General features: G+C 62.6%; 15 protein-coding genes and 1 pseudogene. 9 read left to right on the top strand and 7 right to left on the bottom strand.

Annotated features, from left to right (window positions below; genetic code table 11):
• The first annotated feature begins 77 nt into the window (after window positions 1-77).
• The 3 genes and pseudogenes from CXQ80_RS16115 (at window position 78) to CXQ80_RS25360 (ending at window position 3,650) form a co-directional block, all read left to right on the top strand.
• On the top strand, window positions 78-1,841 hold the full coding sequence (locus CXQ80_RS16115; protein WP_101321247.1) for an ABC transporter transmembrane domain-containing protein: 1,764 nt from the start codon (window positions 78-80) through the stop codon (window positions 1,839-1,841).
• A gap of 132 nt (window positions 1,842-1,973) precedes the next feature.
• Window positions 1,974-2,717 (top strand): annotated as a pseudogene (locus CXQ80_RS25365) (methyl-accepting chemotaxis protein); the annotation flags it as partial.
• 165 nt (window positions 2,718-2,882) lie between these two features.
• Window positions 2,883-3,650: a methyl-accepting chemotaxis protein gene (locus CXQ80_RS25360; protein ID WP_371918939.1), complete on the top strand. Its 768-nt coding sequence runs from the start codon at window positions 2,883-2,885 to the stop codon at window positions 3,648-3,650.
• 164 nt (window positions 3,651-3,814) lie between these two features.
• On the opposite strand, the gene CXQ80_RS16105 is transcribed toward CXQ80_RS25360, so the two are convergent.
• Window positions 3,815-4,036 carry a YgdI/YgdR family lipoprotein gene (locus CXQ80_RS16105; RefSeq protein WP_101321242.1) on the bottom strand — a complete coding sequence of 74 codons (222 nt, stop codon included), beginning with the start codon at window positions 4,034-4,036 and terminating at the stop codon, window positions 3,815-3,817.
• A 182-nt stretch (window positions 4,037-4,218) separates the two neighbouring features.
• Here CXQ80_RS16105 and moaB point away from each other — a divergent pair, with 182 nt between their 5' ends.
• Together moaB and glp are read left to right on the top strand one after the other, a co-directional pair.
• Window positions 4,219-4,758 carry a molybdenum cofactor biosynthesis protein B gene (moaB, locus tag CXQ80_RS16100; protein ID WP_101321240.1) on the top strand — a complete coding sequence of 180 codons (540 nt, stop codon included), beginning with the start codon at window positions 4,219-4,221 and terminating at the stop codon, window positions 4,756-4,758.
• A gap of 22 nt (window positions 4,759-4,780) precedes the next feature.
• Complete coding sequence (glp, locus tag CXQ80_RS16095) at window positions 4,781-5,968, top strand: gephyrin-like molybdotransferase Glp (RefSeq protein WP_101321238.1); 1,188 nt, start codon at window positions 4,781-4,783, stop codon at window positions 5,966-5,968.
• Here glp and CXQ80_RS16090 read toward each other — a convergent pair.
• Both CXQ80_RS16090 and CXQ80_RS16085 read right to left on the bottom strand, forming a co-directional pair.
• The gene (locus CXQ80_RS16090) at window positions 5,957-7,204 is read right to left on the bottom strand and encodes a glycosyltransferase family 4 protein (RefSeq protein WP_101321236.1); all 1,248 of its coding nucleotides are present in this window, start codon (window positions 7,202-7,204) and stop codon (window positions 5,957-5,959) included. The two genes, glp and CXQ80_RS16090, sit on opposite strands and share 12 nt — an antisense overlap.
• Before the next feature lie 57 nt (window positions 7,205-7,261).
• The gene (locus CXQ80_RS16085; protein WP_101321234.1) at window positions 7,262-8,719 is read right to left on the bottom strand and encodes a mannose-1-phosphate guanylyltransferase/mannose-6-phosphate isomerase; all 1,458 of its coding nucleotides are present in this window, start codon (window positions 8,717-8,719) and stop codon (window positions 7,262-7,264) included.
• 291 nt (window positions 8,720-9,010) lie between these two features.
• On the opposite strand from CXQ80_RS16085, the gene yegS reads away from it, so the two are divergent.
• Entirely contained in the window at window positions 9,011-9,898 is an 888-nt protein-coding gene (yegS, locus tag CXQ80_RS16080; RefSeq protein WP_101321232.1) for a lipid kinase YegS, read from the top strand.
• Here yegS and CXQ80_RS16075 read toward each other — a convergent pair.
• The 3 genes from CXQ80_RS16075 to CXQ80_RS16065 form a co-directional block, all read right to left on the bottom strand.
• The gene (locus tag CXQ80_RS16075; protein WP_101321230.1) at window positions 9,882-10,541 is read right to left on the bottom strand and encodes a response regulator transcription factor; all 660 of its coding nucleotides are present in this window, start codon (window positions 10,539-10,541) and stop codon (window positions 9,882-9,884) included. The two genes, yegS and CXQ80_RS16075, sit on opposite strands and share 17 nt — an antisense overlap.
• The gene (locus tag CXQ80_RS16070) at window positions 10,531-11,427 is read right to left on the bottom strand and encodes a sensor histidine kinase (protein ID WP_101321228.1); all 897 of its coding nucleotides are present in this window, start codon (window positions 11,425-11,427) and stop codon (window positions 10,531-10,533) included. The genes CXQ80_RS16075 and CXQ80_RS16070 overlap by 11 nt, the downstream gene beginning before the upstream one ends.
• A 375-nt stretch (window positions 11,428-11,802) precedes the next feature.
• Window positions 11,803-12,243, bottom strand: coding sequence for a histidine kinase (locus CXQ80_RS16065; RefSeq protein WP_101321225.1), 441 nt, complete (start codon window positions 12,241-12,243; stop codon window positions 11,803-11,805).
• 344 nt (window positions 12,244-12,587) lie between these two features.
• On the opposite strand from CXQ80_RS16065, the gene CXQ80_RS16060 reads away from it, so the two are divergent.
• Both CXQ80_RS16060 and CXQ80_RS16055 read left to right on the top strand, forming a co-directional pair.
• Entirely contained in the window at window positions 12,588-13,523 is a 936-nt protein-coding gene (locus tag CXQ80_RS16060; RefSeq protein WP_101321223.1) for a chemotaxis protein CheV, read from the top strand.
• 63 nt (window positions 13,524-13,586) lie between these two features.
• Window positions 13,587-14,390: an MOSC domain-containing protein gene (locus CXQ80_RS16055; RefSeq protein ID WP_101321221.1), complete on the top strand. Its 804-nt coding sequence runs from the start codon at window positions 13,587-13,589 to the stop codon at window positions 14,388-14,390.
• A gap of 59 nt (window positions 14,391-14,449) precedes the next feature.
• Here CXQ80_RS16055 and CXQ80_RS16050 read toward each other — a convergent pair whose 3' ends face one another.
• Window positions 14,450-16,378, bottom strand: coding sequence for a transglycosylase SLT domain-containing protein (locus CXQ80_RS16050; protein ID WP_101321219.1), 1,929 nt, complete (start codon window positions 16,376-16,378; stop codon window positions 14,450-14,452).
• A gap of 216 nt (window positions 16,379-16,594) precedes the next feature.
• Here CXQ80_RS16050 and CXQ80_RS16045 point away from each other — a divergent pair, with 216 nt between their 5' ends.
• Window positions 16,595-18,520 (top strand): ATP-binding cassette domain-containing protein, encoded by a 1,926-nt coding sequence (locus CXQ80_RS16045; protein WP_101321216.1) that lies wholly within the window; start codon window positions 16,595-16,597, stop codon window positions 18,518-18,520.
• The last annotated feature ends 20 nt before the right edge of the window (window positions 18,521-18,540 follow it).

Genomic DNA, 18,540 nt, shown 5'->3' with positions numbered 1-18,540 from the left:
CCTGACAACCGCTGCAAAGTTCAGCCTGTGCAGATGGATGGTAGGCTTGCTGCTTCTTCGCCTGAATGATCTGAGTCATGACCGAACCTGTCTCCTCACGTCAGCGCCGCGCCTTGCGCCTTAGCTGGCGGTTTCTGCGTCCCTACCGCAAGCAGGCGGTACTGGCACTGCTCGCGCTGGTCGTCACCGCTGCGATCACGTTGTCGATGGGCCAGGGCATTCGCCTGCTGGTCGATCAAGGCTTCATGACCGGTTCTGCGCACCAGCTCAACCAGACCCTCGGCTTGTTCATGTTGCTGGTGCTGGCACTGGCGATCGGCACGTTCAGTCGCTTCTACCTCGTGTCGTGGATCGGCGAGCGCTGCGTGGCCGATATCCGCCGCGCCGTGTTCGACCACCTGGTCGGCCTGCATCCGGGCTTTTTCGAGGACAACCGCAGTTCGGAAATCCAGTCGCGGCTGACCGCTGACACCACCTTGTTGCAATCGGTGATCGGCTCGTCGTTGTCGATGTTCCTGCGCAACGCCTTGATGGTGATTGGCGGCGTGGTGTTGCTGTTCATCACCAACCCCAAGCTCACCAGCATCGTCGTGCTGGCACTGCCGCTGGTGCTGGCGCCGATCCTGTTGTTTGGCCGACGGGTGCGTAGCCTGTCGCGGCAGAGCCAGGACCGGGTCGCCGATGTCGGCAGCTATGTCGCAGAGACCCTCGGCCAGATCAAGACCGTGCAGGCTTACAACCACCAAAACCTCGACCGTGAACGGTTTGCCGACACGGTCGAGGCGGCCTTTGATGTGGCGCGGCAGCGGATTGCCCAGCGGGCCTGGCTGATCACGCTGGTCATCGTGCTGGTGCTCGGCGCTGTCGGGGTAATGCTCTGGGTGGGCGGCATGGACGTGATCGCCGGGCGTATCTCCGGTGGCGAGCTGGCCGCATTCGTGTTCTACAGCCTGATCGTCGGCAGCGCGTTTGGCACCCTCAGCGAGGTGATCGGCGAGCTGCAACGCGCGGCTGGGGCGGCAGAGCGGATCGCCGAGTTGCTGGCAGCGCAGAGTAAGATCCTGCCGCCGGCGCTGAGCGCGGGCTTGGCCAACGCGCGCGCCAGCGGTCGCATCGAGCTGCGCGAGGTGCGCTTTGCCTACCCGTCGCGGCCGACCGTGGCGGCGCTCGATGGCCTTAGCTTGCTGATCGAACCGGGCCAGACCTTGGCGCTGGTTGGTCCGTCCGGCGCCGGCAAGTCGACGTTGTTTGACCTGTTGCTGCGTTTCTATGACCCGCAACAAGGCAGCATCCTCCTCGATGGCCAGGCATTGACCAGTCTCGACCCACTGTTGTTGCGTAGCCAGTTCGCGATGGTGGCGCAGAACCCTGCGCTGTTTCGCGGCTCGGTTGAGGCCAATATTCGCTATGGCCGCCCCGATGCCAGCTTCGCCGAGGTGCAGGCCGCGGCCCGCGGGGCGCATGCCGAGGAGTTTATCCAGCAGCTGCCGCAGGGTTATCAGACCTTGCTTGGGGAAGGCGGGGTCGGCTTGTCCGGTGGGCAACGCCAGCGCCTGGCGATTGCCCGGGCGCTGCTGGTGGATGCGCCGATCCTGTTGCTCGACGAAGCCACCAGTGCCCTCGACGCCCAGAGCGAGCACCTGATCCAGCAGGCGCTGCCCGCGCTGATGGCGGGCCGTACCACCCTGGTGATCGCGCACCGCTTGGCCACCGTGCAGCATGCTGACCGCATCGCGGTGATCGACAAGGGCCAGATTGTGGCGGTGGGCAGTCATCGCCAGTTGATCGAAGAAAGCCCACTGTATGCGCGGTTGGCGCAGTTGCAGTTCACCTCGAGCTGAAATTGGAGGCACGTCGCTGATCTGTCACATTTCTGTAGCAATGGCCTGAGACTATCTGCCTCAGCGTAAGTGCTCGACCTGGCTGCTATCGACTGATGGCAGCTTTTTTTTGCCCTGCGAACGAGGACATGGATGTCTGTCGTGGTGCTGCCTGCAGCGCCGTTTTCTTCTCTCCTTGTTCTCGAGACCCGCATGTTGCGTACATCCCTTCGCGTGCAAATTCTCTCTCTGCTGGGCGGCAGCCTGATCGCCATGCTGCTGATCGCGCTGGTTTGCTTCCAGTTCCTGTCGTCCAGCGTGCGCAGCTATGCCGAGCTGGTCGATGGCCCATTGCGCGCGTCACAGTTGATCGACGAGGCCAATTTGCAATTCAAGATCCAGGTGCAGGAGTGGAAGAACGTGCTGCTGCGCGGCCGCCAACCGGCCGAGCTGGACAAGTACTGGCAACAGTTTCAGAGCCGCGAGCAGCAGGTGCAGAGCCTGCTGGCGCAGTTGCTGGCAGACAGCGATGGCGAGCTGACGGCGCCACTGCGCCAGCTGCGCGACAGCCATCGCCAGTTGGGCCAGGCCTACAGCAAGGGGCGTGAGGCGTTTCTGGCCGCCGGCGGCGACCCGGTGGCAGGCGATGCGGCGGTCAAGGGTGTCGACCGCGCCGCCAGTGAGCAGATGAGCGCGCTGGTCGAGCAACTGCGCAGTGAGGCCCGCGAGCGTGCGGCGATCATCAATGACAGCGCCCAGCGTACCGTGTGGATCGGTCTGCTGGTCATGCTCGGCTCAGCCATATTGGTGGGGTTGCTCAGCCTGTGGCTGGTCAACCGCAGCCTGATCGAGCCAATCCGCCAGTTGATCGACTATGTGGCCCAGCTCAGCCAAGGACGTTTCGCCGCCCGCGTTGATGATCGCCGTAAAGATGAGCTCGGGCGCCTGGCGCGTGCGGCAAATACCTTGCGTGATTTTCTTGCCGAGACCATCGGCCGGCTCAAGGACAACGCCGAAGAACTGGAAGGCGCCAGTGGCCAGTTGCGCAACCTTGCCGGCGATATGGCGCGGGGCACCCAGGATCAGTTCCAGCGCACCGATCAGGTGGCCACGGCCATGCATGAAATGTCGGCGACTGCGCAGGAGGTCGCGCGCCATGCTGCCCAGGCCGCCCACGCTGCCGACGATGCCGATCACAGTGCGCAGGCGGGCGAGCAGGTGATGCAGGCAACCATCGACACCATTGCCGGGGTCAACCGCGAGATTGCCGGCACCGCTGCAGTGATTCGCGACCTGGAGCACGACAGCACGCGCATTGGCAAAGTGCTTGAAGTCATCCGCGGGATCGCCGAACAGACCAACCTGCTGGCACTCAATGCCGCGATTGAAGCGGCGCGTGCCGGAGAGGCCGGGCGCGGATTTGCCGTGGTCGCCGATGAAGTACGCAGCCTGGCCCAGCGCACGGCGGCTTCGATTGCCGAGATCAATCAGATCATCGACGCGGTGCAATCAGGAGCGGTGGAGGCGGTCAAGGCGATCGAGAGCGGCCAGCGGCGCAGCGAGGAGGGCGCCGAACAAGTCCAGCATGCGGGGCAGATGCTGCAGCGGATTACCCAGGCGGTCGAGGCGATTCGTGATATGAATCGGCAGATTGCAACGGCAGCCGAGGAACAGACCAGCGTGGCCGAGGACATCTCGCGCAACTTGATCGAAATCACCCGCATCGCGACCGCCAATCAACGGGCCGTGGAACATACCGAGCAGGCTGGGCAGCGTTTGCATGGATTGTCCGGGCAGTTGGGGCAGGTGACGGCGCGGCTGGGGGTGTGAACTTTGTTTGACTCAGAATTGCCGGGGCCGCTACGCAGCCCTTTCACGACACAAGGCCGCTCCTACGCCGACCGCGTATTACCTGAATGCGCGGTCTCTGTAGGAGCGGCCTTGTGTCACGAAAGGGTCGTGTAGCGGCCCCAGCGATTTAGCATTAGCGCAGATCAGAGCTCTTTGACAGTACGAACCTGATCTTTATTGATGCGGGTACGCTTGCCGTCAAGCTGCTCGATTTCATAGAAGCCGGAATCGTCGTCATAGCTTGGAGTATCTACCGCCTGAATTTCGCGGCCGTCGTTCAAGGTGATCACGGTTGGCGAAGCACAGCCGGCGAGGGCGCCGAGGCCAAGTGCAAGAATAAAGGCGGGAAGGGTCCGTCGAATCATCGTGTTTCTCCTGTCGATGGTGCTTGATGGTTTTATGACGCGGTGTGTCCGCGCAAGTTCCTCAGCCAGTGCAGCATAGTCACAGCAGGCTGACATTGACCGAGAACAAGCCTCGCGTTCGGCGCTGTGCGGGCTGTGATATAACAGGCGCCATCTTCTTCCTTCCCTGCGCTGGAGCCCCCATGAAAGCCAAGGCAGATACCCCGTTCGTGCCGCTGAACATTGCCGTGCTCACGGTCAGCGATACCCGCACTTTCGAAACCGACACCTCTGGCCAGGTGTTCGTCGACCGTCTCACCGAGGCTGGTCACCAATTGGCCGCGCGGGTGCTGCTCAAGGATGACCTGTACAAGATTCGCGCTCAGGTTGCGACTTGGATTGCCGACGACCAGGTGCAGGTGGTGCTGATCACCGGCGGTACCGGTTTCACCGGCCGTGACAGCACGCCCGAGGCGGTCGCCTGCCTTCTCGATAAACAGGTCGATGGCTTTGGCGAATTGTTCCGGCAGATATCGCTTGCCGACATCGGCACCTCGACCGTCCAGTCCCGGGCCTTGGCTGGTCTGGCCAATGGCACGCTGGTGTGCTGCCTGCCGGGCTCGACCAATGCCGTGCGCACCGGCTGGGACGGCATTCTTGCCGAACAGCTCGACGCGCGTCATCGCCCGTGCAACTTTGTCCCTCATCTGAAGCAGGCAGCGGCCTGTGACAGCCGTGGTTGAACCCGCCCCAAGCCGGCCATTGATGCCGGTCGAAGAGGCCCTGCAACGTCTGCTGGCCTTGGCCGAAGCTGCGCCAATCAAGGACACCGAGTGGGTTGCCTTGGCGGCCGCTGAAGGCCGCGTGCTGGCCACCGAGCTGGTGGCCGCACTGGACCTGCCGCCCTGGCCGAACAGCGCCATGGACGGCTACGCCCTGCGCCTGGCCGACTGGCACGGCGAGCCGCTGGCGGTCAGCCAGCGGATCTTTGCCGGGCATGCGCCGCAGCCGCTCCAGGCCGGGACCTGCGCGCGGATTTTCACCGGCGCGCCGCTACCCGAGGGCGCCGACTGTGTCGAAATGCAGGAAAACGCCCAAGTGCTGGATGACGGCCGGGTAACCTTCGGCGAGCCGTTGCGGGTGGGCCAGAATATTCGTCCGCAGGGCCAGGAAACCCGCGTTGGTGAGCAGGTCATGAGCGCTGGCACTCGGCTTGGGCCGATTGAACTTGGCCTGGCGGCGACGCTTGGGCATGCGCGCCTCGAAGTGGTGCGCAAGGTGCGCGTGGCGCTGCTGTCGACCGGTGACGAACTGGTCGAGCCGGGTTTGCCCCTGGGGCCGGGGCAGATCTACAACAGTAATCGTCGCCTGCTCGCCAGTTGGCTGCAACGTCTGGGCTGCGAAGTGGTCGATGCCGGTATCCTGGCTGACGACCTGCAACTGACCCGCGACTGCCTGGCGCGGTTGGCTGACGTTGACCTGATTCTTTCGACGGGCGGGGTTTCGGTAGGCGAGGCTGATTATCTCGGCATCGCCCTGCGTGAAGCTGGCGAGCTGGCGCTGTGGAAGCTGGCGATCAAGCCCGGCAAGCCGCTGACCTTTGGCCATTATCGCGGTGTACCGGTGATCGGCTTGCCTGGCAACCCGGCCTCGACCCTGGTCACCTTTGGCCTGCTGACGCGACCTTATCTATTGCGTCGCCAGGGCGTGGCAAATGTCACGCCGCTGCAGTTCAGCGTGCCAGCCGGGTTCGATTGGCCCAAGGCCGGGACGCGCCGCGAGTACCTGCGCGCCCGTATCGAAGACGGCCGCGTGCGCATTTACAAGAACCAGAGTTCGGGTGTGCTGCGCAGCGCGGCGTGGGCTGAAGGTCTGGTCGAAGTGCGCGAAGGCAGCACCCCGCAACAGGGCGACAACGTCAGTTTCATCCCCCTCAGCGAACTACTTGGCTGAGCGCCTCAGAATCACCGCCGCTGGCGCTGGGGCGGTGCTTGGCAGCGTCTGGGTCAAGCGCGTGTGCACGCTCTCCAGCTGCTGCGCGACGACGCTCCAGTCATGCCGCTGGCGGGTGAACTGGCGGCCGCTTTCGCCCAGCTGACACATCCGCCACGGCTGATTGAGCAACTGGGTGATCTGCAACGCCAACTGGCCGCTGTCATCGCTGCCCAGGTAATGCTCGCCGTTGTTGACCGCCAGTCCCGACACACCCTTGCTGGTAGTGATCACCGGCAGGCCGGCTGCCATGGCTTCGAGAATCTTCACTTTGGAGCCGCCGGCATACCGTAGCGGGGCAAAAAACAGCGCGGAGCGGTGCTGCAGTTCGCGCAGGTCGGGGCGGTAGCCGATCCATTCGATACGCGGGTCGTTCCAGTGCAGCTTCCAGCTCGCCGGCAGGGCGTGCCCGGCAATCGCCAGGCGCACGGCGGGGTTGCTCAGCCAGACCTGCGGCAGGATTTCTTCCAGCGCCCACTCGATAGCCTCGAGGTTGGCGCCATACTCGAAATTGCCGACAAACAGCAGGCGCTGACTGTGCGCGGCGGGGCGCACCTGTTCGAAGTAGTCGCAATCAACGCCGTTGACCACCACATTGACCGGCCGGCCGCTGATCTGGCTGATCAACTCGGCATCATGCGGGCTCACCGCGACCACCTCCGAGGGCTGGCGCAGCACCCGCTGCTCCCAGCGCCGGTAGCGCCAACGGTCGAATGCGTTCAGAGGTCTGAGCCACAGCGGCAGGCGGTCGTGACAGGCAGCACCCATCACCGACTCCAGCGTGTGTTCGCTGAGCATGTAGGGCAAGCCGCGGGCCTGCAGAGCTTTTTCGAAGGGCTGAAAGCTGTAGCTGTGCTCGATCTGGATAACATCCCAGGGCTCGTCCAGCAGTTGTTCGAACTGATGACGCAGGGCAGGAGCCAGGCCATGGATGATCGCCCGCATGGGGTAATCGATGATCGGCGAAGCAAGCAGGTTGAGTGGGCTGTGCAACGCGCGCCTGGGCAGCACGATCAGGCGCTCGAGCAGGGGTTCAAGGGCAGTGCGGGCGGCGTCGCCGAGGGGCACCTTGGACTGCACCAGCAAGGTAATCCGGTGACCACGCTGCGCCAGTTCGCGCAGCAGATGGTATTGCCGGGTCTTGCTGCCACTGGTGGTTGGCCAGGGCAGGTAGGGCAAAGTCCAAAGTATGCGCATCGCCCCAAATCCTCGCTGACGGTTGGGTCATGGATGGCAAGGCACGCCCGCACAGGTTCAGCCGATGGCGGCTTCTTCCGGGACGCGTCCGTAGATATCAGTAAAGCGCACGATGTCGTCTTCGCCCAGATACTCGCCGCTCTGCACCTCGATCATCACCAGATCGATCACCCCCGGGTTGGTCAGGCGGTGGGTACGGCCTGGCTTGATGAAGGTCGACTCGTTGGTGTCGAGCAGGAACTCTTCGTCACCGTTGGTCACGCAGGCCATGCCACTGACGATGATCCAGTGCTCGCTGCGGTGATGGTGCATTTGCAGCGACAGCGATTCGCCGGGGCGGACCATGATCCGCTTGATCTTGAACCGCGCACCTTCCTCGAGGATGGTGTAGGTGCCCCATGGCCGGGTCACGGTCCGGTGCAGGCGATAGGCTTCGTGGCCCTCGCGCTTGAGCTGCTGGGCGATGATCTTGACTTCCTGGCTGCGCGCCGCATCGGCGATCAGCAGCGCATCGGGGGTGTCGATGATGATCAGGTTGTCCAGGCCCACGCCACCGACCAGGCGCCGCGGCGAGTCGATGTAGCAGTTGCTCACATCATGCAGTACGGTCTCGCCATTGGCGTAGTTGCCCTGAGCGTCGGTCTGGCGCAGTTCGCGTACTGCTTCCCAGCTGCCGATATCGCTCCAGCCCAGCTCGCACGGTACCACTGCAACCTGGCTGGAGCGCTCCATCAACGCGTAGTCGATGGAGATGTCCGGCGCCAGAACGAACGTGTCCGGGTCCAGTTCTACCTGAAGGGCACGCTCACCTTGTTTGCTGACGCTCTGCTCAAGGCAATGGGCGACGGTTTCCAGCACCTCGGGCGCGTGGGTCTGCAACTCGCGCAGCACGGCGTCGACGCGCAGGCAGAACATGCCGGCGTTCCACAGGTGGCGGCCGCTGTCCAGGTAGGCCTGAGCGGTCGCGGCGTCCGGTTTTTCGACAAAGCGTGCGACCTTGTACGCGCGCTCACCCAATGTCTCGCCTTGCTCGATATAGCCAAAGCCGGTTTCAGCACGGCTGGGCAGCAGGCCGAAGGTGCTCAACCAGCCGTCATGGGCGAGCTGGGCCGCTTGGGCGACCGCTTGTTCGAAGGCTGGGATGTCTTCGATCAAATGATCTGCCGGCAAGATCAGCAGCAGACTATCCTCACCATACTGCTTGGCGCAGTGCAGCGCGGCGGCAGCGATGGCCGGCGCAGTGTTGCGGCCACATGGCTCGAGAATGAAGTCCAGCGCGACATTGAAGCTGTTGACCCGGTTGTATTCATCCTGGGTGCGGAACAGCACGTCGCGGTTGGTCACTGTCAGCACGCGCTCGACACCCGGCAGGGCGCTGGCACGCACGAAGGTCTTCTGCAGCAGGCTTTCACCATCGGCCAGGCGCATGAACGGTTTGGGCATGGCTTCACGGGAAACCGGCCACAATCGGGTGCCGGCACCGCCAGCAATGATGCAAGGGATCAGAACGCTCATTATCACAGCCTCGAAGCGGGGGCGCTGAGGGCAGCGCGATCAAAGGGACTTCGCCATAGACTCAGGCGATCTGTCAGATGTACGGCGAGGCAATAAGTCAAAAAACCGACATTTATTAGTGGCATCCTCCGTGATGGCCAATTATTTGTCGATGATGCGCTTGCTCGCGCCGGCTTTCAATGGCATTTGTGTTAAACCCGCTTATTTTCTGACGCAAGCGCTCTTTGTATGCAGCAATATGCCCTCGGCCATGGTCGAGATTGGGATAGGTATTTTTGCGGAGTGGAACGGATGAGCGAGCGCAAAGCGATGTTGGTGCTGCATGGCAAGCAAGCCATGAACGAGGATGTCAGAGCCGCTGTGGGCACCATGCGCGAGCAAGGCTGGCAGCTCGATGTGCGCCTGACCTGGGAGGGCGGCGACGCCCAGCGGCTGGTCACTGAAGCCCTGGCAGCAGGGTACAGCCACATCATCGCCGGTGGTGGTGATGGCACCCTTCGCGATATCGCCGAAGCCATGGGCCTGGCCGCGACACAGGCCAGCCTGGTGTTGCTGCCACTGGGCACTGCCAATGATTTCGCCAAAGCGGCCGGAATACCGCTAGAGCCAGCCCAGGCGCTGGCCTTGCTGGACCAGCCCGCACGCGCCATCGACCTGGGGCGGGCCGGTGATCAGTTGTTTCTGAACATGGCTACTGGCGGCTTCGGCAGCCAGGTTACGGCCAACACTTCCGAGGACCTCAAGAAAGTCCTGGGCGCAGCGGCCTACTTGTTTACCGGGCTGTCGCGCTTCAGTGAGCTGCAGGCCGCTGCAGTCGAGCTGACCGGGCCGGATTTTCACTGGCAAGGCGATGTGCTGGCGTTGGGTATCGGCAATGGCCGCCAGGCCGGAGGTGGGCATGAGCTGTGCCCCGAGGCGCTGGCTGACGACGGCCTGCTCGATATCGGCATCTTGCCCGCACCGCAGGAGGTGGTCGGTGCGCTGAAAGAGCTGATCGGTGGTGAGGGCTTGTACGTGCGTGCGCGCCTGCCGTGGGTCGAAATAAAAAGTGCGCAGGGGTTGGATATCAACCTGGATGGTGAGCCGATGCACGGCGAAAGTCTGCGCTTCGAAGCCGTCCCGGCAGCACTGCGTGTGCACCTGCCAGCCGATTCACCGCTGCTCAGTCGTCCAGGCTGATGATCTTCTCGCGCACGGCAAACAGCACCAGGCCTGCGACGTCGTAGATCTGCAGGCGCTTCATGATCTGGGAGCGATGGGTCTCCACGGTCTTGATCGACAGGCCCAGGCCGCCGGCTATTTCCCGAGTTGATTTGCCGCGTACGATCAAGCGCAGGATTTCCAGCTGGCGTGCAGTGAGGTTAAGTCGGTCGTTGATGCTTTGGCGGCTGTTCTGCGCGCGCAGCAAGGCCTGGTTGATCACGGTGTGAGCGATCGCTGGGCTGAGATAGCGTTCATCCCCACGCAAGGCGCTCAGCGCCTGCTCCAGTTCAACAGCGCTGGTGTCTTTGAGCAAGTAGCCATGCGCACCGCATTCGAGCGCACGCATGATCAGCTCCGGATCAGTGTGCATCGACAGAATCAGCACTTTGCAGGGATGACCGCTGGCACGCAGTTGGGTCAAGGCGTCAAGGCCGCTGGTAGAGCGCATGGAGATATCCAGCAGGACGATGTCCGGCTGCAGCTGTTCGACAAGCGCGTTGAGCTGGCCGCCGTCATCCGCTTCACCAACCACCGTATAGCCAGCGATGTCCGCCACGAGCGCGCGCACCCCCGCGCGAATGAGCGAATGGTCATCGACCAGAAGTAATCTACAGGTCATGGCTGGCAAAGGTCCTGGCGCGTTCTTGAGTGCGGGCTGGCCACGGCAGCATGGCCTCGATGCGGGCGCCCCGTCCCGGTTGGCTGTACACGCTCAGGCTACCGTGCAACGCGCGGGCGCGTTCATGCATGCCGGCCATACCGCGCTGACCGGCCGCAGCCGGATCGCTGTTGGGGATGAATCCGCAGCCGTCATCCTCGATGGTCAAGGCCAGCCCCGCAGCGGTGCGCTGCAACTGCACCCGCAGATTGCGCGCGCCGGCGTGGCGCAGCATGTTGGTGACAGCCTCCTGGGTGATGCGAAACGCAGCCATGCTGATATCGTCGTTGATCCCGGTCAGGCGCTGTTTGCACTCCAGGCTCCACTGCACCTCGCTATCGTTCAGCGTGCGCAGCAGGTGCTCGCGCAGGCTGGCTTCCAAGCCGAGGCTTGCCAGCTGGCGCGGATTAAGCAGGGCGGCAACATCACGCACACTGTTCAAGGCCTCATCCAGGGTGCTGCGCAAGCTGCTGGCATGGCTCAGCAGCTCGCTTGGCAGGCGCCGCTGGAGCCAGTCCAACTGCAGCTTCGCAGCTGTGAGCAATTGGCCGATATCATCATGCAATTCACGGCTCAGACGCTGGCGTTCGTTCTCCTGGACCTTGAGCATGCGCTCGGCCAGTTCTGCGGGGCGCAGGCTGATCGAACGGGCCCACTGGTGCCATTGCCAGGCGGCGCCAAGCAGGGCCGCCATCTGCAGCAGGATCAGGCCGATCGGCATCGGCAAGGCTTTTACGTGCAGTGCCACGTTAGCGCTCAGTGATGCCACGCATAGCGCTGCGGTCGTCCAGCGCGCCACGGCGCTGCGAGAGCAGTGGCGCGGGGTAAGATTCAAACGTGGGAACATAAATTGGAAAGCCACTGAGTTAATGCTATTGGAGGCCTTGCACGTGTCTAGTCAGCGGCTTTGGCGTCCTGCTCACAATCAATTAAAAGCATCTGTTCAATTGACGGCTATCTGCATGGGCTGCATTCATTGGCGCGCATGGTATCACTTAAGTTGTGTTTGGTCGCCTTGCTCAGGGGTCTCAAACCGCCGTATTCACGGGCTCAAAACGATCTGGCCGGGTCTGGCATAACTATCAAAAAGCCAGCATGGGCGAGTGCGTGCATAATCGAGCACTGCAACTAACGACTATTACTCAAGCGGCCATTCGGAAGTTGCCAAGTGTCTGGCTGATAAATGCAGCTTGATTGACTTAGTTGCAGACGAATGCCGAACTTACTGTACGTTTGGCGGTGATTCCGATGGCGACCTGGCTGACCCTTGCAGGGCGATGGCCAGATCATCCAGAAGCACTGCCTGCTCGCTGCGGTCCAGGTTCAGTTGTCCGGTTTGGGCATCGACCAGCTCCAGTTGCCAGTCCAGCAGGTTCAGGCAGGCTTCGACTGCCGGCAGTGCTGTGCTATGCAGGTGTCGCTGGCCGCAGGCAGGTGCGAGCAGATGGTGCAGGGCAGAGCTGTAGTGAGCGACCTCGTCAAGGCCCAGTTGCTCGGCGCGCTTGGCCAGCTTGGTGAGGGTGTCGTTGAGGCACCGGCAGGCATCTGGATCATTGTCGATCAGTTGCAGGTGTAGCAGGCACTCCTGCGCCTGGCTCAACAAGCGCTGTGCATCCCGCAGGAATTCCGGCAGCTCGGCGCCGGGCGGCACGCAGCTATCCATCCTGAGCCTCCAGCACGGTGGGCTGGAGCGGGCTGGGCAACACCGAAACGATTGCTAGCAAAAGCCTGACTCCATTCATGCAATGAGAATGGCGTCACATTAATGGCTAATGGATATCGCGAACATCAGGTCAGGCCTGATTGCGGTATAGGGGAAACCCTGAGGGGCGTTGCTGGTTACGCCGCCGTAACAGGTGTTGCTGAAAGTGTCGAAGCAGTAAAGCATGATGGTAAAGTGATATCAATCGCCTGGTCTGGATTTGCTGACGAGGGTCAAGCTGCCGGTTTACCCGCCGATACAGAGCAGATGATTACATTTTCCCGATACGCGCCTGGGGGCTTCCAATGGCTGGCATTCTCGACACTGTAGACCAACGTACGCAACTGGTAGGTGAGAACCGCCTGGAAATCCTGATGTTCCGTCTGGCGGGCCGTCAGTTGTTCGCCATCAACGTGTTCAAGGTGCAGGAAGTGCTGCAGCTGCCCAAGTTGACCTTGATGCCGCAGCGTCACGCTTATGTGTGTGGGGTGGTCAACTTGCGCGGGCAGACCTTGCCGGTGATCGACCTGTCCCAGGCGATTGGCATGCGCCCGCTGCAACCAGGCCCGGACAGCACCATCATCGTCACCGAGTACAACCGCTCGGTGCAGGCGTTTCTGGTCGGCGGTGTCGATCGCATCGTCAACATGAACTGGGAAGCCATCATGCCGCCGCCGACCAGTGCCGGTCGCCAGCATTATTTGACGGCGATCACCAAGGTCGAAGAGCAGTTGGTCGAAATCATCGACGTCGAGAAGGTTCTGGCCGAGATCGTGCCGTACAACGCCAAGGTGTCCGGCGACAAGCTTGCCGATCCAGTACTGGCCAAGGCGCGCGGCCGCGAGATATTGCTGGTCGACGATTCCACCGTGGCCCTGGCGCAGTTGCGCGATACCTTGTCGCAACTGGGCGTCAAACTGCATGTGGCCAGCGATGGCCTGAAGGCCCTGCGCATGCTCAAGGCCTGGGCAGATGCCGGTGAAGACCTGTGTGAAAAACTGCTGATGATTTTCACCGACGCCGAAATGCCGGAAATGGACGGCTACCGCCTGACCACCGAGATTCGTAGCGATCCGCGTCTGCGTGGCCTGTACGTAGTGCTGCATACCTCGTTGTCGGGTAGCTTCAACGAGTCGATGGTGAAAAAAGTCGGCTGTGACAATTTCCTGTCCAAATTCCAGCCAGACCGTCTGGTAGAGGTGGTGCGGCAGCGCCTGATGCTTGATCACGCGCCGGCCTGATACCTGCGCGCGTCCTGCTGGGTATAAGCTAGGCGTTTTTGCACTGGCATGAGGCGGGCAGGGATGTTTGTAAGTGAGTTGTATCGGTATCCGGTGAAGTCGTGTCGGGCGCAAAGCCTGCAGGCCTCGCCGGTAGGTCTGCTCGGCCTGGAAGGCGACCGCCGCTGGCTGGTGGTAGAGGAGAACAACGGACGCTTCCTGACCCAGCGCGCCTGGCCACTGCTGAGTCAGCTCAGTGCCACGGTCGCTGCCAGTGGTGATCTGCTGCTGGAGACGCCAGGGCAGGCGCCGCTGCTGGTCACCGTGCCGGCGGACGACGAAGACTTGCGCGGTGTGACCATCTGGCGCGACACCTTGCGCGTGCCAGATGCAGGCGACGCTGCTGCGCAGTGGTTGAGCCAACTGCTCGGCAAGCCGGTGCGGCTGGTGTATTGCCCCGAGCGGCGCGCGCGTTACCTGCCCAGCGGCTATGGCTTGAACAGCGACCGTGCGGCGTTTCCGGATGGCTTTCCGTTGCTGCTGATCGGCCAGGGTTCACTGGATGAGCTGAGCCGGCGGGTTGGCCGGGCGATGGAGATGCTGCGTTTCAGGCCCAATCTGGTGGTGCAGGGCAGCGCAGCGTTTGCCGAAGACGGCTGGAAGCGGATCCGCATCGGTGCGCTGACTTATCGCATCCTCAAACCGAGCGTTCGTTGCATATTCACTACCCTTGACCCGCACACGGGCGAGCGCAGTGCTGACCGCGAACCGCTGGCCACCCTGAAGACATTTCGTGAGCGTGATGGCGATGTGCTGTTCGGGCAGAACCTGGCGGTGGATGGGCCGGGTGAGATTGCCGTGGGCATGCCGGTAGAAGTGCTGGAGTAAGCCGCCAGCTCAAGCCCGCTGCAGCCGATGGCGGCGGGCTTGAGCTTAGGGTGGCTCGATTACATGTCGTCGAAGTAACGCTCGTGCCAGTCCACCAGCGGCTGCGGTGAATTGAGCTTTTGCCCGTAGATCACCGAGTACGACAGCACGTTCTGCACATACTGGCGGGTTTCATCGAACGGGATCGACTCGACCCAGACATCGAAGCTCAAGTGCTTGGCGCCTTTGAGCCACTGCCTCACGCGCCCTGGCCCGGCATTGTAGGCGGCCGATGCCAGCACCCGATTGCCGTTGAATTGACCATGTACCTGGCTCAGATAGGCGGCGCCGAGCTGGATGTTCTTGTCCGGGTTGAGTACCTGAGCCGGTGACGCCAACGGGATGCTGAACTTGCGTGCAGTCTCCTTGGCGGTGGCTGGCATCAGTTGCATCAGGCCACTGGCGCCCACCGGCGAGCGAGCGTCTTCCATGAAGGCGCTTTCCTGGCGGGTGATGGCAAACACCCAGCTCGAGTGCAGGCCGCGGACCTTGGCTTCGCGCACCAAGGTGTCGCGGTGCGCCATCGGGAAGCGAATATCCAGGTCGTCCCAGTACTGCGCCTGGCTGATGGTGCGAATCGCCGGGAAGTACCAGCGCAGGTCGTAGGCCAGGCGGGCCTGGGCGACCATTTCGTCGCGGTTGAAGTGGCGGCTGACGTGGTACCACTCGCGGCGGCCCTCGACGATCTGGCCGCGGGCATGGAATTCCAGTGCGCGGCGCACGCCCGGAGTGTTGCGCACCTTGTTGACCAGCTGCGGGCTGAGCACCAGCGGTTTGTTGTTCAGCTGGTAGGGCGTCTGCACCCGATCTGCGGCCAGGAAGCCATAGAAGTCACGCTCACGCGCGACCGCTTTGTACAGCAACGGGATCTGCGCGTTGTTCGGCTGTGCCAGTTCCAGGCTGCGCGCCTGCCAATAGCGCCAGCGGCTGCTGGCGGCCAACTCCTGCGGCAGGCGCTTGGTCAGCTCGTAGGCATCTTCCCAGCGGCCCAGGCGCAGCAGCAGGCGCAGGCGCCATTCGCTGACGGTGTTGTCCCGCAGCTCCGGATCGTAACGGGTCATCAGGTCGAGCGCGCGCGGGTCGTAGCGGCGAGCCAGGGTCAGGCCGATCTCGCGGGCGATGGCAACCTTTTCGTCGCGCGAGAAATGCATGCGCTGGGCATAGTCATCGAGCAGCGCCATGGCCCGCTCGGGGTCCTGGCGTGCCAGCCGGCGCAGGCCTAGGCTGACCACGTCGGACATTGCCTCGTTGACCGGGGTGAAACGCGACGGCTGGTTGAGCAGCTCGGGCTTCTGCGCCACATCGATCAGCAATTGGCCCTGGGGGGCGAGGGTGGTCAGGGTCTTGACCAGATTGTTCGCCAATGGGTAGTTGCGCGCCTGTGCGGCCAGTTTGGCTCGCTCCCAGCGTCTGGCTTCGGTGAGCTGACCTTCGGCCGCCCACATCGCAAACAGCGTGTCACACGCAGCAGGTTGCGACTTGCCCACGTTCCACAGCTTGGCAGCGCTGGCAAAGCCTTCGGCGCGTTTGCCGGTGCTGAGCTGGTACTGGCCGTTGATGCAGTCCAGCTCGGTGAAGTTGAGCTTGGGATCGTAGTACTTGGCGAAGGTGGCCCACTCGCCGCGCTCGGACAACCAGCGCAACCAGCGCAGTTTCATCCAGTTGGCTTGTGGCAGGTCGCCGTGCTGGGCCAGAAAATCCTCGATCTCTTCGTTGCTGGCGCTCTTCAGGCGAGCAGTGAGTTCGTCGTACGCCAGATACGGGGTCAGCGGATAGTCACTGAGGGCCTGCGAGTAGCGCAGGTAGGGACCTTTGTCGCCCTTGGCCAGGGCGCGTTTGGCTTCGTCGTAGTACTGACGCTGCTGGCTAAGGTCGATGGCCTGTGCCGCACTCGCGGTGGCGGCAGTCAGCAGCAGGCATGAAGCAATCTGTAACAGGCGGCTGCGCATGATACGTCCGGGCAGTTGAACCATGGGAAAGTGACGGCGGTGCCAGCACTGTTGTATGGCGTTAGCTTAGCCGGTTGCCGGCTACCGGCGAAAGCGCTGCGGTTGTATCGGGGTGTTATCGGCGACCGGATATCGCAAAGCCTTGATACACACGCTGACTTAGTGCTGGCGAGGGTCAAGTCAGGTAGAATACGCGCCCAGTTTTTGGAGATGATCATGACCCTGCTCAAATTAAGCGATGTGTCCCTTGCATTCGGCGCGATGCCGCTGCTGGACAAGGTTTCCTGGCAGATCGCCCGAGGTGAGCGGGTGTGCATCATCGGCCGCAACGGTACCGGCAAGTCGAGCATGCTGCGCCTGATCAAGGGCGAGCAAAAGCCTGATGACGGCTCGGTCTGGCGCGCACCTGCGCTGAAAATCGGCGAGCTGCCGCAGGAACTGCCGGTGGCCGACGAGCGGACCGTGTTCGACGTGGTCGCGGCTGGCCTGGACGGCGTAGGCGAGCTGCTCGCGCAGTATCACCACCTTAGCCAGAACATCCATAACGACGAAGATCTGGACAAGCTCATGCACGTCCAGCACGAGCTCGAAGCGCGCGATGGCTGGCGTTTGCAGCAAGTGGTCGACAGCACCCTGAGCCGCTTGCAGCTACCTGCCGACAAGACCCTGGCCGAGCTCTCCGGTGGCTGGCGTCGCCGTGTGCTGTTGGCCCAGGCGCTGGTTTCCGAGCCTGACCTGCTGCTGCTCGATGAGCCAACCAACCACCTGGACATCGGTGCGATTGCCTGGCTGGAAGAGGCCTTGAGCGGCTTTGGCGGCGCGGTGCTGTTCATCACCCACGACCGTTCCTTCCTGCAAAACCTGGCCAACCGCATCCTTGAACTGGACCGCGGTGGGCTGATCGACTGGAACGGCGACTACGCCAGCTTCCTGGTGCACAAGGAAGCCGCGCTGGCGGCCGAAGAGACCGCCAACGCGCTGTTCGACAAGCGCCTGGCCCAGGAAGAAGTGTGGATTCGCCAAGGCATCAAGGCCCGCCGCACCCGTAACGAAGGCCGCGTGCGTGCGCTCAAGGAGCTGCGCGTCGAGCGTGGTGAGCGCCGTGAGCGTCAGGGCAAGGCCAACATCCAGATCGACACCGCGGAAAAATCCGGCAAGCAAGTGATGCTGCTGGAGAACGTCAGCTTCTCGCACCCGAACGGGCCGATGCTGGTCAAGGACTTCTCCATGGTCCTGCAGCGTCAGGATCGGATTGGCCTGCTCGGCGCCAACGGTACCGGCAAGACCACCCTGCTCAAACTGATGCTGGGTGACTTGCAGCCGACGTCGGGCAAGGTCGAGAGCGGCACCAAGCTGGAAGTGGCCTATTTTGACCAGATGCGCCACCAGCTCGACCTGGAAAAGACTGTCATCGAGAACCTCGCCGAGGGGCGCGACTTCATCGAAATCGACGGCCAGAACCGTCACGTGCTGAGCTACCTGGGCGACTTCCTGTTCAGCCCGCAGCGTGCCCGGACGCCGGTCAAAGCCTTGTCCGGAGGTGAGCGTGCGCGTCTGCTGCTGGCCAAGCTGTTCAGCAAGCCAGCCAACCTGCTGGTGTTGGACGAACCGACCAACGACCTCGATGTGGAAACCCTCGAGCTGCTCGAAGAAGTTCTGTGCAACTACAAGGGCACCGTGCTGATGGTCAGCCACGACCGGGCCTTCCTCGACAACGTGGTGACCAGCACCCTGGTGTTCGAAGGCGGCGGCAAGGTTCAGGAATACGTCGGCGGCTACGAAGACTGGATCCGTCAGGGCGGCTCGCCGAAGCTGCTGGGCGTCACCGAAAGCAAGGGTGGCAAGTCCGAGCTCAACAGCGCCGTGGTCGAAAAGGCTGCCGATGTGGCCGCGCCAGTTGCTGCTGCACCGGTAGAGGCGAGCAAGAAAAAGCTCAGCTACAAGCTGCAGCGTGAGCTGGAGGCGTTGCCAGGGCAGATCGACGTGATCGAGAAAGCCATGGCCAAGCTTCAGGAAGAAGTGGCTTCGGCGAACTTCTACCAGCGCCCGATCGGCGAGACGTCCGAGGTGCTGGCCAAGCTCGAGAAGCTACAGGGCGAGCTGGATGTTCTGGTCGAGCGCTGGGCAGAGCTGGAAGGCTAAGCGGCCATCAGCCATCGCGG

It is taken from the genome of Pseudomonas sp. 02C 26 (genome assembly GCF_002843585.1).
Taxonomy (GTDB): domain Bacteria; phylum Pseudomonadota; class Gammaproteobacteria; order Pseudomonadales; family Pseudomonadaceae; genus Aquipseudomonas; species Aquipseudomonas shirazensis.
This window is presented reverse-complemented; position numbering and strand designations above follow the sequence as displayed.

What these genes read in the sequence shown, in the direction of transcription:
- moaB (WP_101321240.1), top strand. Translation starts at nt 4,219, where the DNA reads ATGAAAGCCAAGGCAGATACCCCGTTCGTGCCGCTGAACATTGCCGTG.
- CXQ80_RS16070 (WP_101321228.1), bottom strand. Translation starts at nt 11,427, where the DNA reads ATGTTCCCACGTTTGAATCTTACCCCGCGCCACTGCTCTCGCAGCGCC.
- CXQ80_RS16075 (WP_101321230.1), bottom strand. Translation starts at nt 10,541, where the DNA reads ATGACCTGTAGATTACTTCTGGTCGATGACCATTCGCTCATTCGCGCG.
- CXQ80_RS16050 (WP_101321219.1), bottom strand. Translation starts at nt 16,378, where the DNA reads ATGCGCAGCCGCCTGTTACAGATTGCTTCATGCCTGCTGCTGACTGCC.
- CXQ80_RS16105 (WP_101321242.1), bottom strand. Translation starts at nt 4,036, where the DNA reads ATGATTCGACGGACCCTTCCCGCCTTTATTCTTGCACTTGGCCTCGGC.
- CXQ80_RS16115 (WP_101321247.1), top strand. Translation starts at nt 78, where the DNA reads ATGACCGAACCTGTCTCCTCACGTCAGCGCCGCGCCTTGCGCCTTAGC.
- CXQ80_RS16090 (WP_101321236.1), bottom strand. Translation starts at nt 7,204, where the DNA reads ATGCGCATACTTTGGACTTTGCCCTACCTGCCCTGGCCAACCACCAGT.
- CXQ80_RS25360 (WP_371918939.1), top strand. Translation starts at nt 2,883, where the DNA reads ATGGCGCGGGGCACCCAGGATCAGTTCCAGCGCACCGATCAGGTGGCC.
- glp (WP_101321238.1), top strand. Translation starts at nt 4,781, where the DNA reads ATGCCGGTCGAAGAGGCCCTGCAACGTCTGCTGGCCTTGGCCGAAGCT.
- CXQ80_RS16065 (WP_101321225.1), bottom strand. Translation starts at nt 12,243, where the DNA reads ATGGATAGCTGCGTGCCGCCCGGCGCCGAGCTGCCGGAATTCCTGCGG.
- CXQ80_RS16085 (WP_101321234.1), bottom strand. Translation starts at nt 8,719, where the DNA reads ATGAGCGTTCTGATCCCTTGCATCATTGCTGGCGGTGCCGGCACCCGA.
- yegS (WP_101321232.1), top strand. Translation starts at nt 9,011, where the DNA reads ATGAGCGAGCGCAAAGCGATGTTGGTGCTGCATGGCAAGCAAGCCATG.
- CXQ80_RS16045 (WP_101321216.1), top strand. Translation starts at nt 16,595, where the DNA reads ATGACCCTGCTCAAATTAAGCGATGTGTCCCTTGCATTCGGCGCGATG.
- CXQ80_RS16060 (WP_101321223.1), top strand. Translation starts at nt 12,588, where the DNA reads ATGGCTGGCATTCTCGACACTGTAGACCAACGTACGCAACTGGTAGGT.
- CXQ80_RS16055 (WP_101321221.1), top strand. Translation starts at nt 13,587, where the DNA reads ATGTTTGTAAGTGAGTTGTATCGGTATCCGGTGAAGTCGTGTCGGGCG.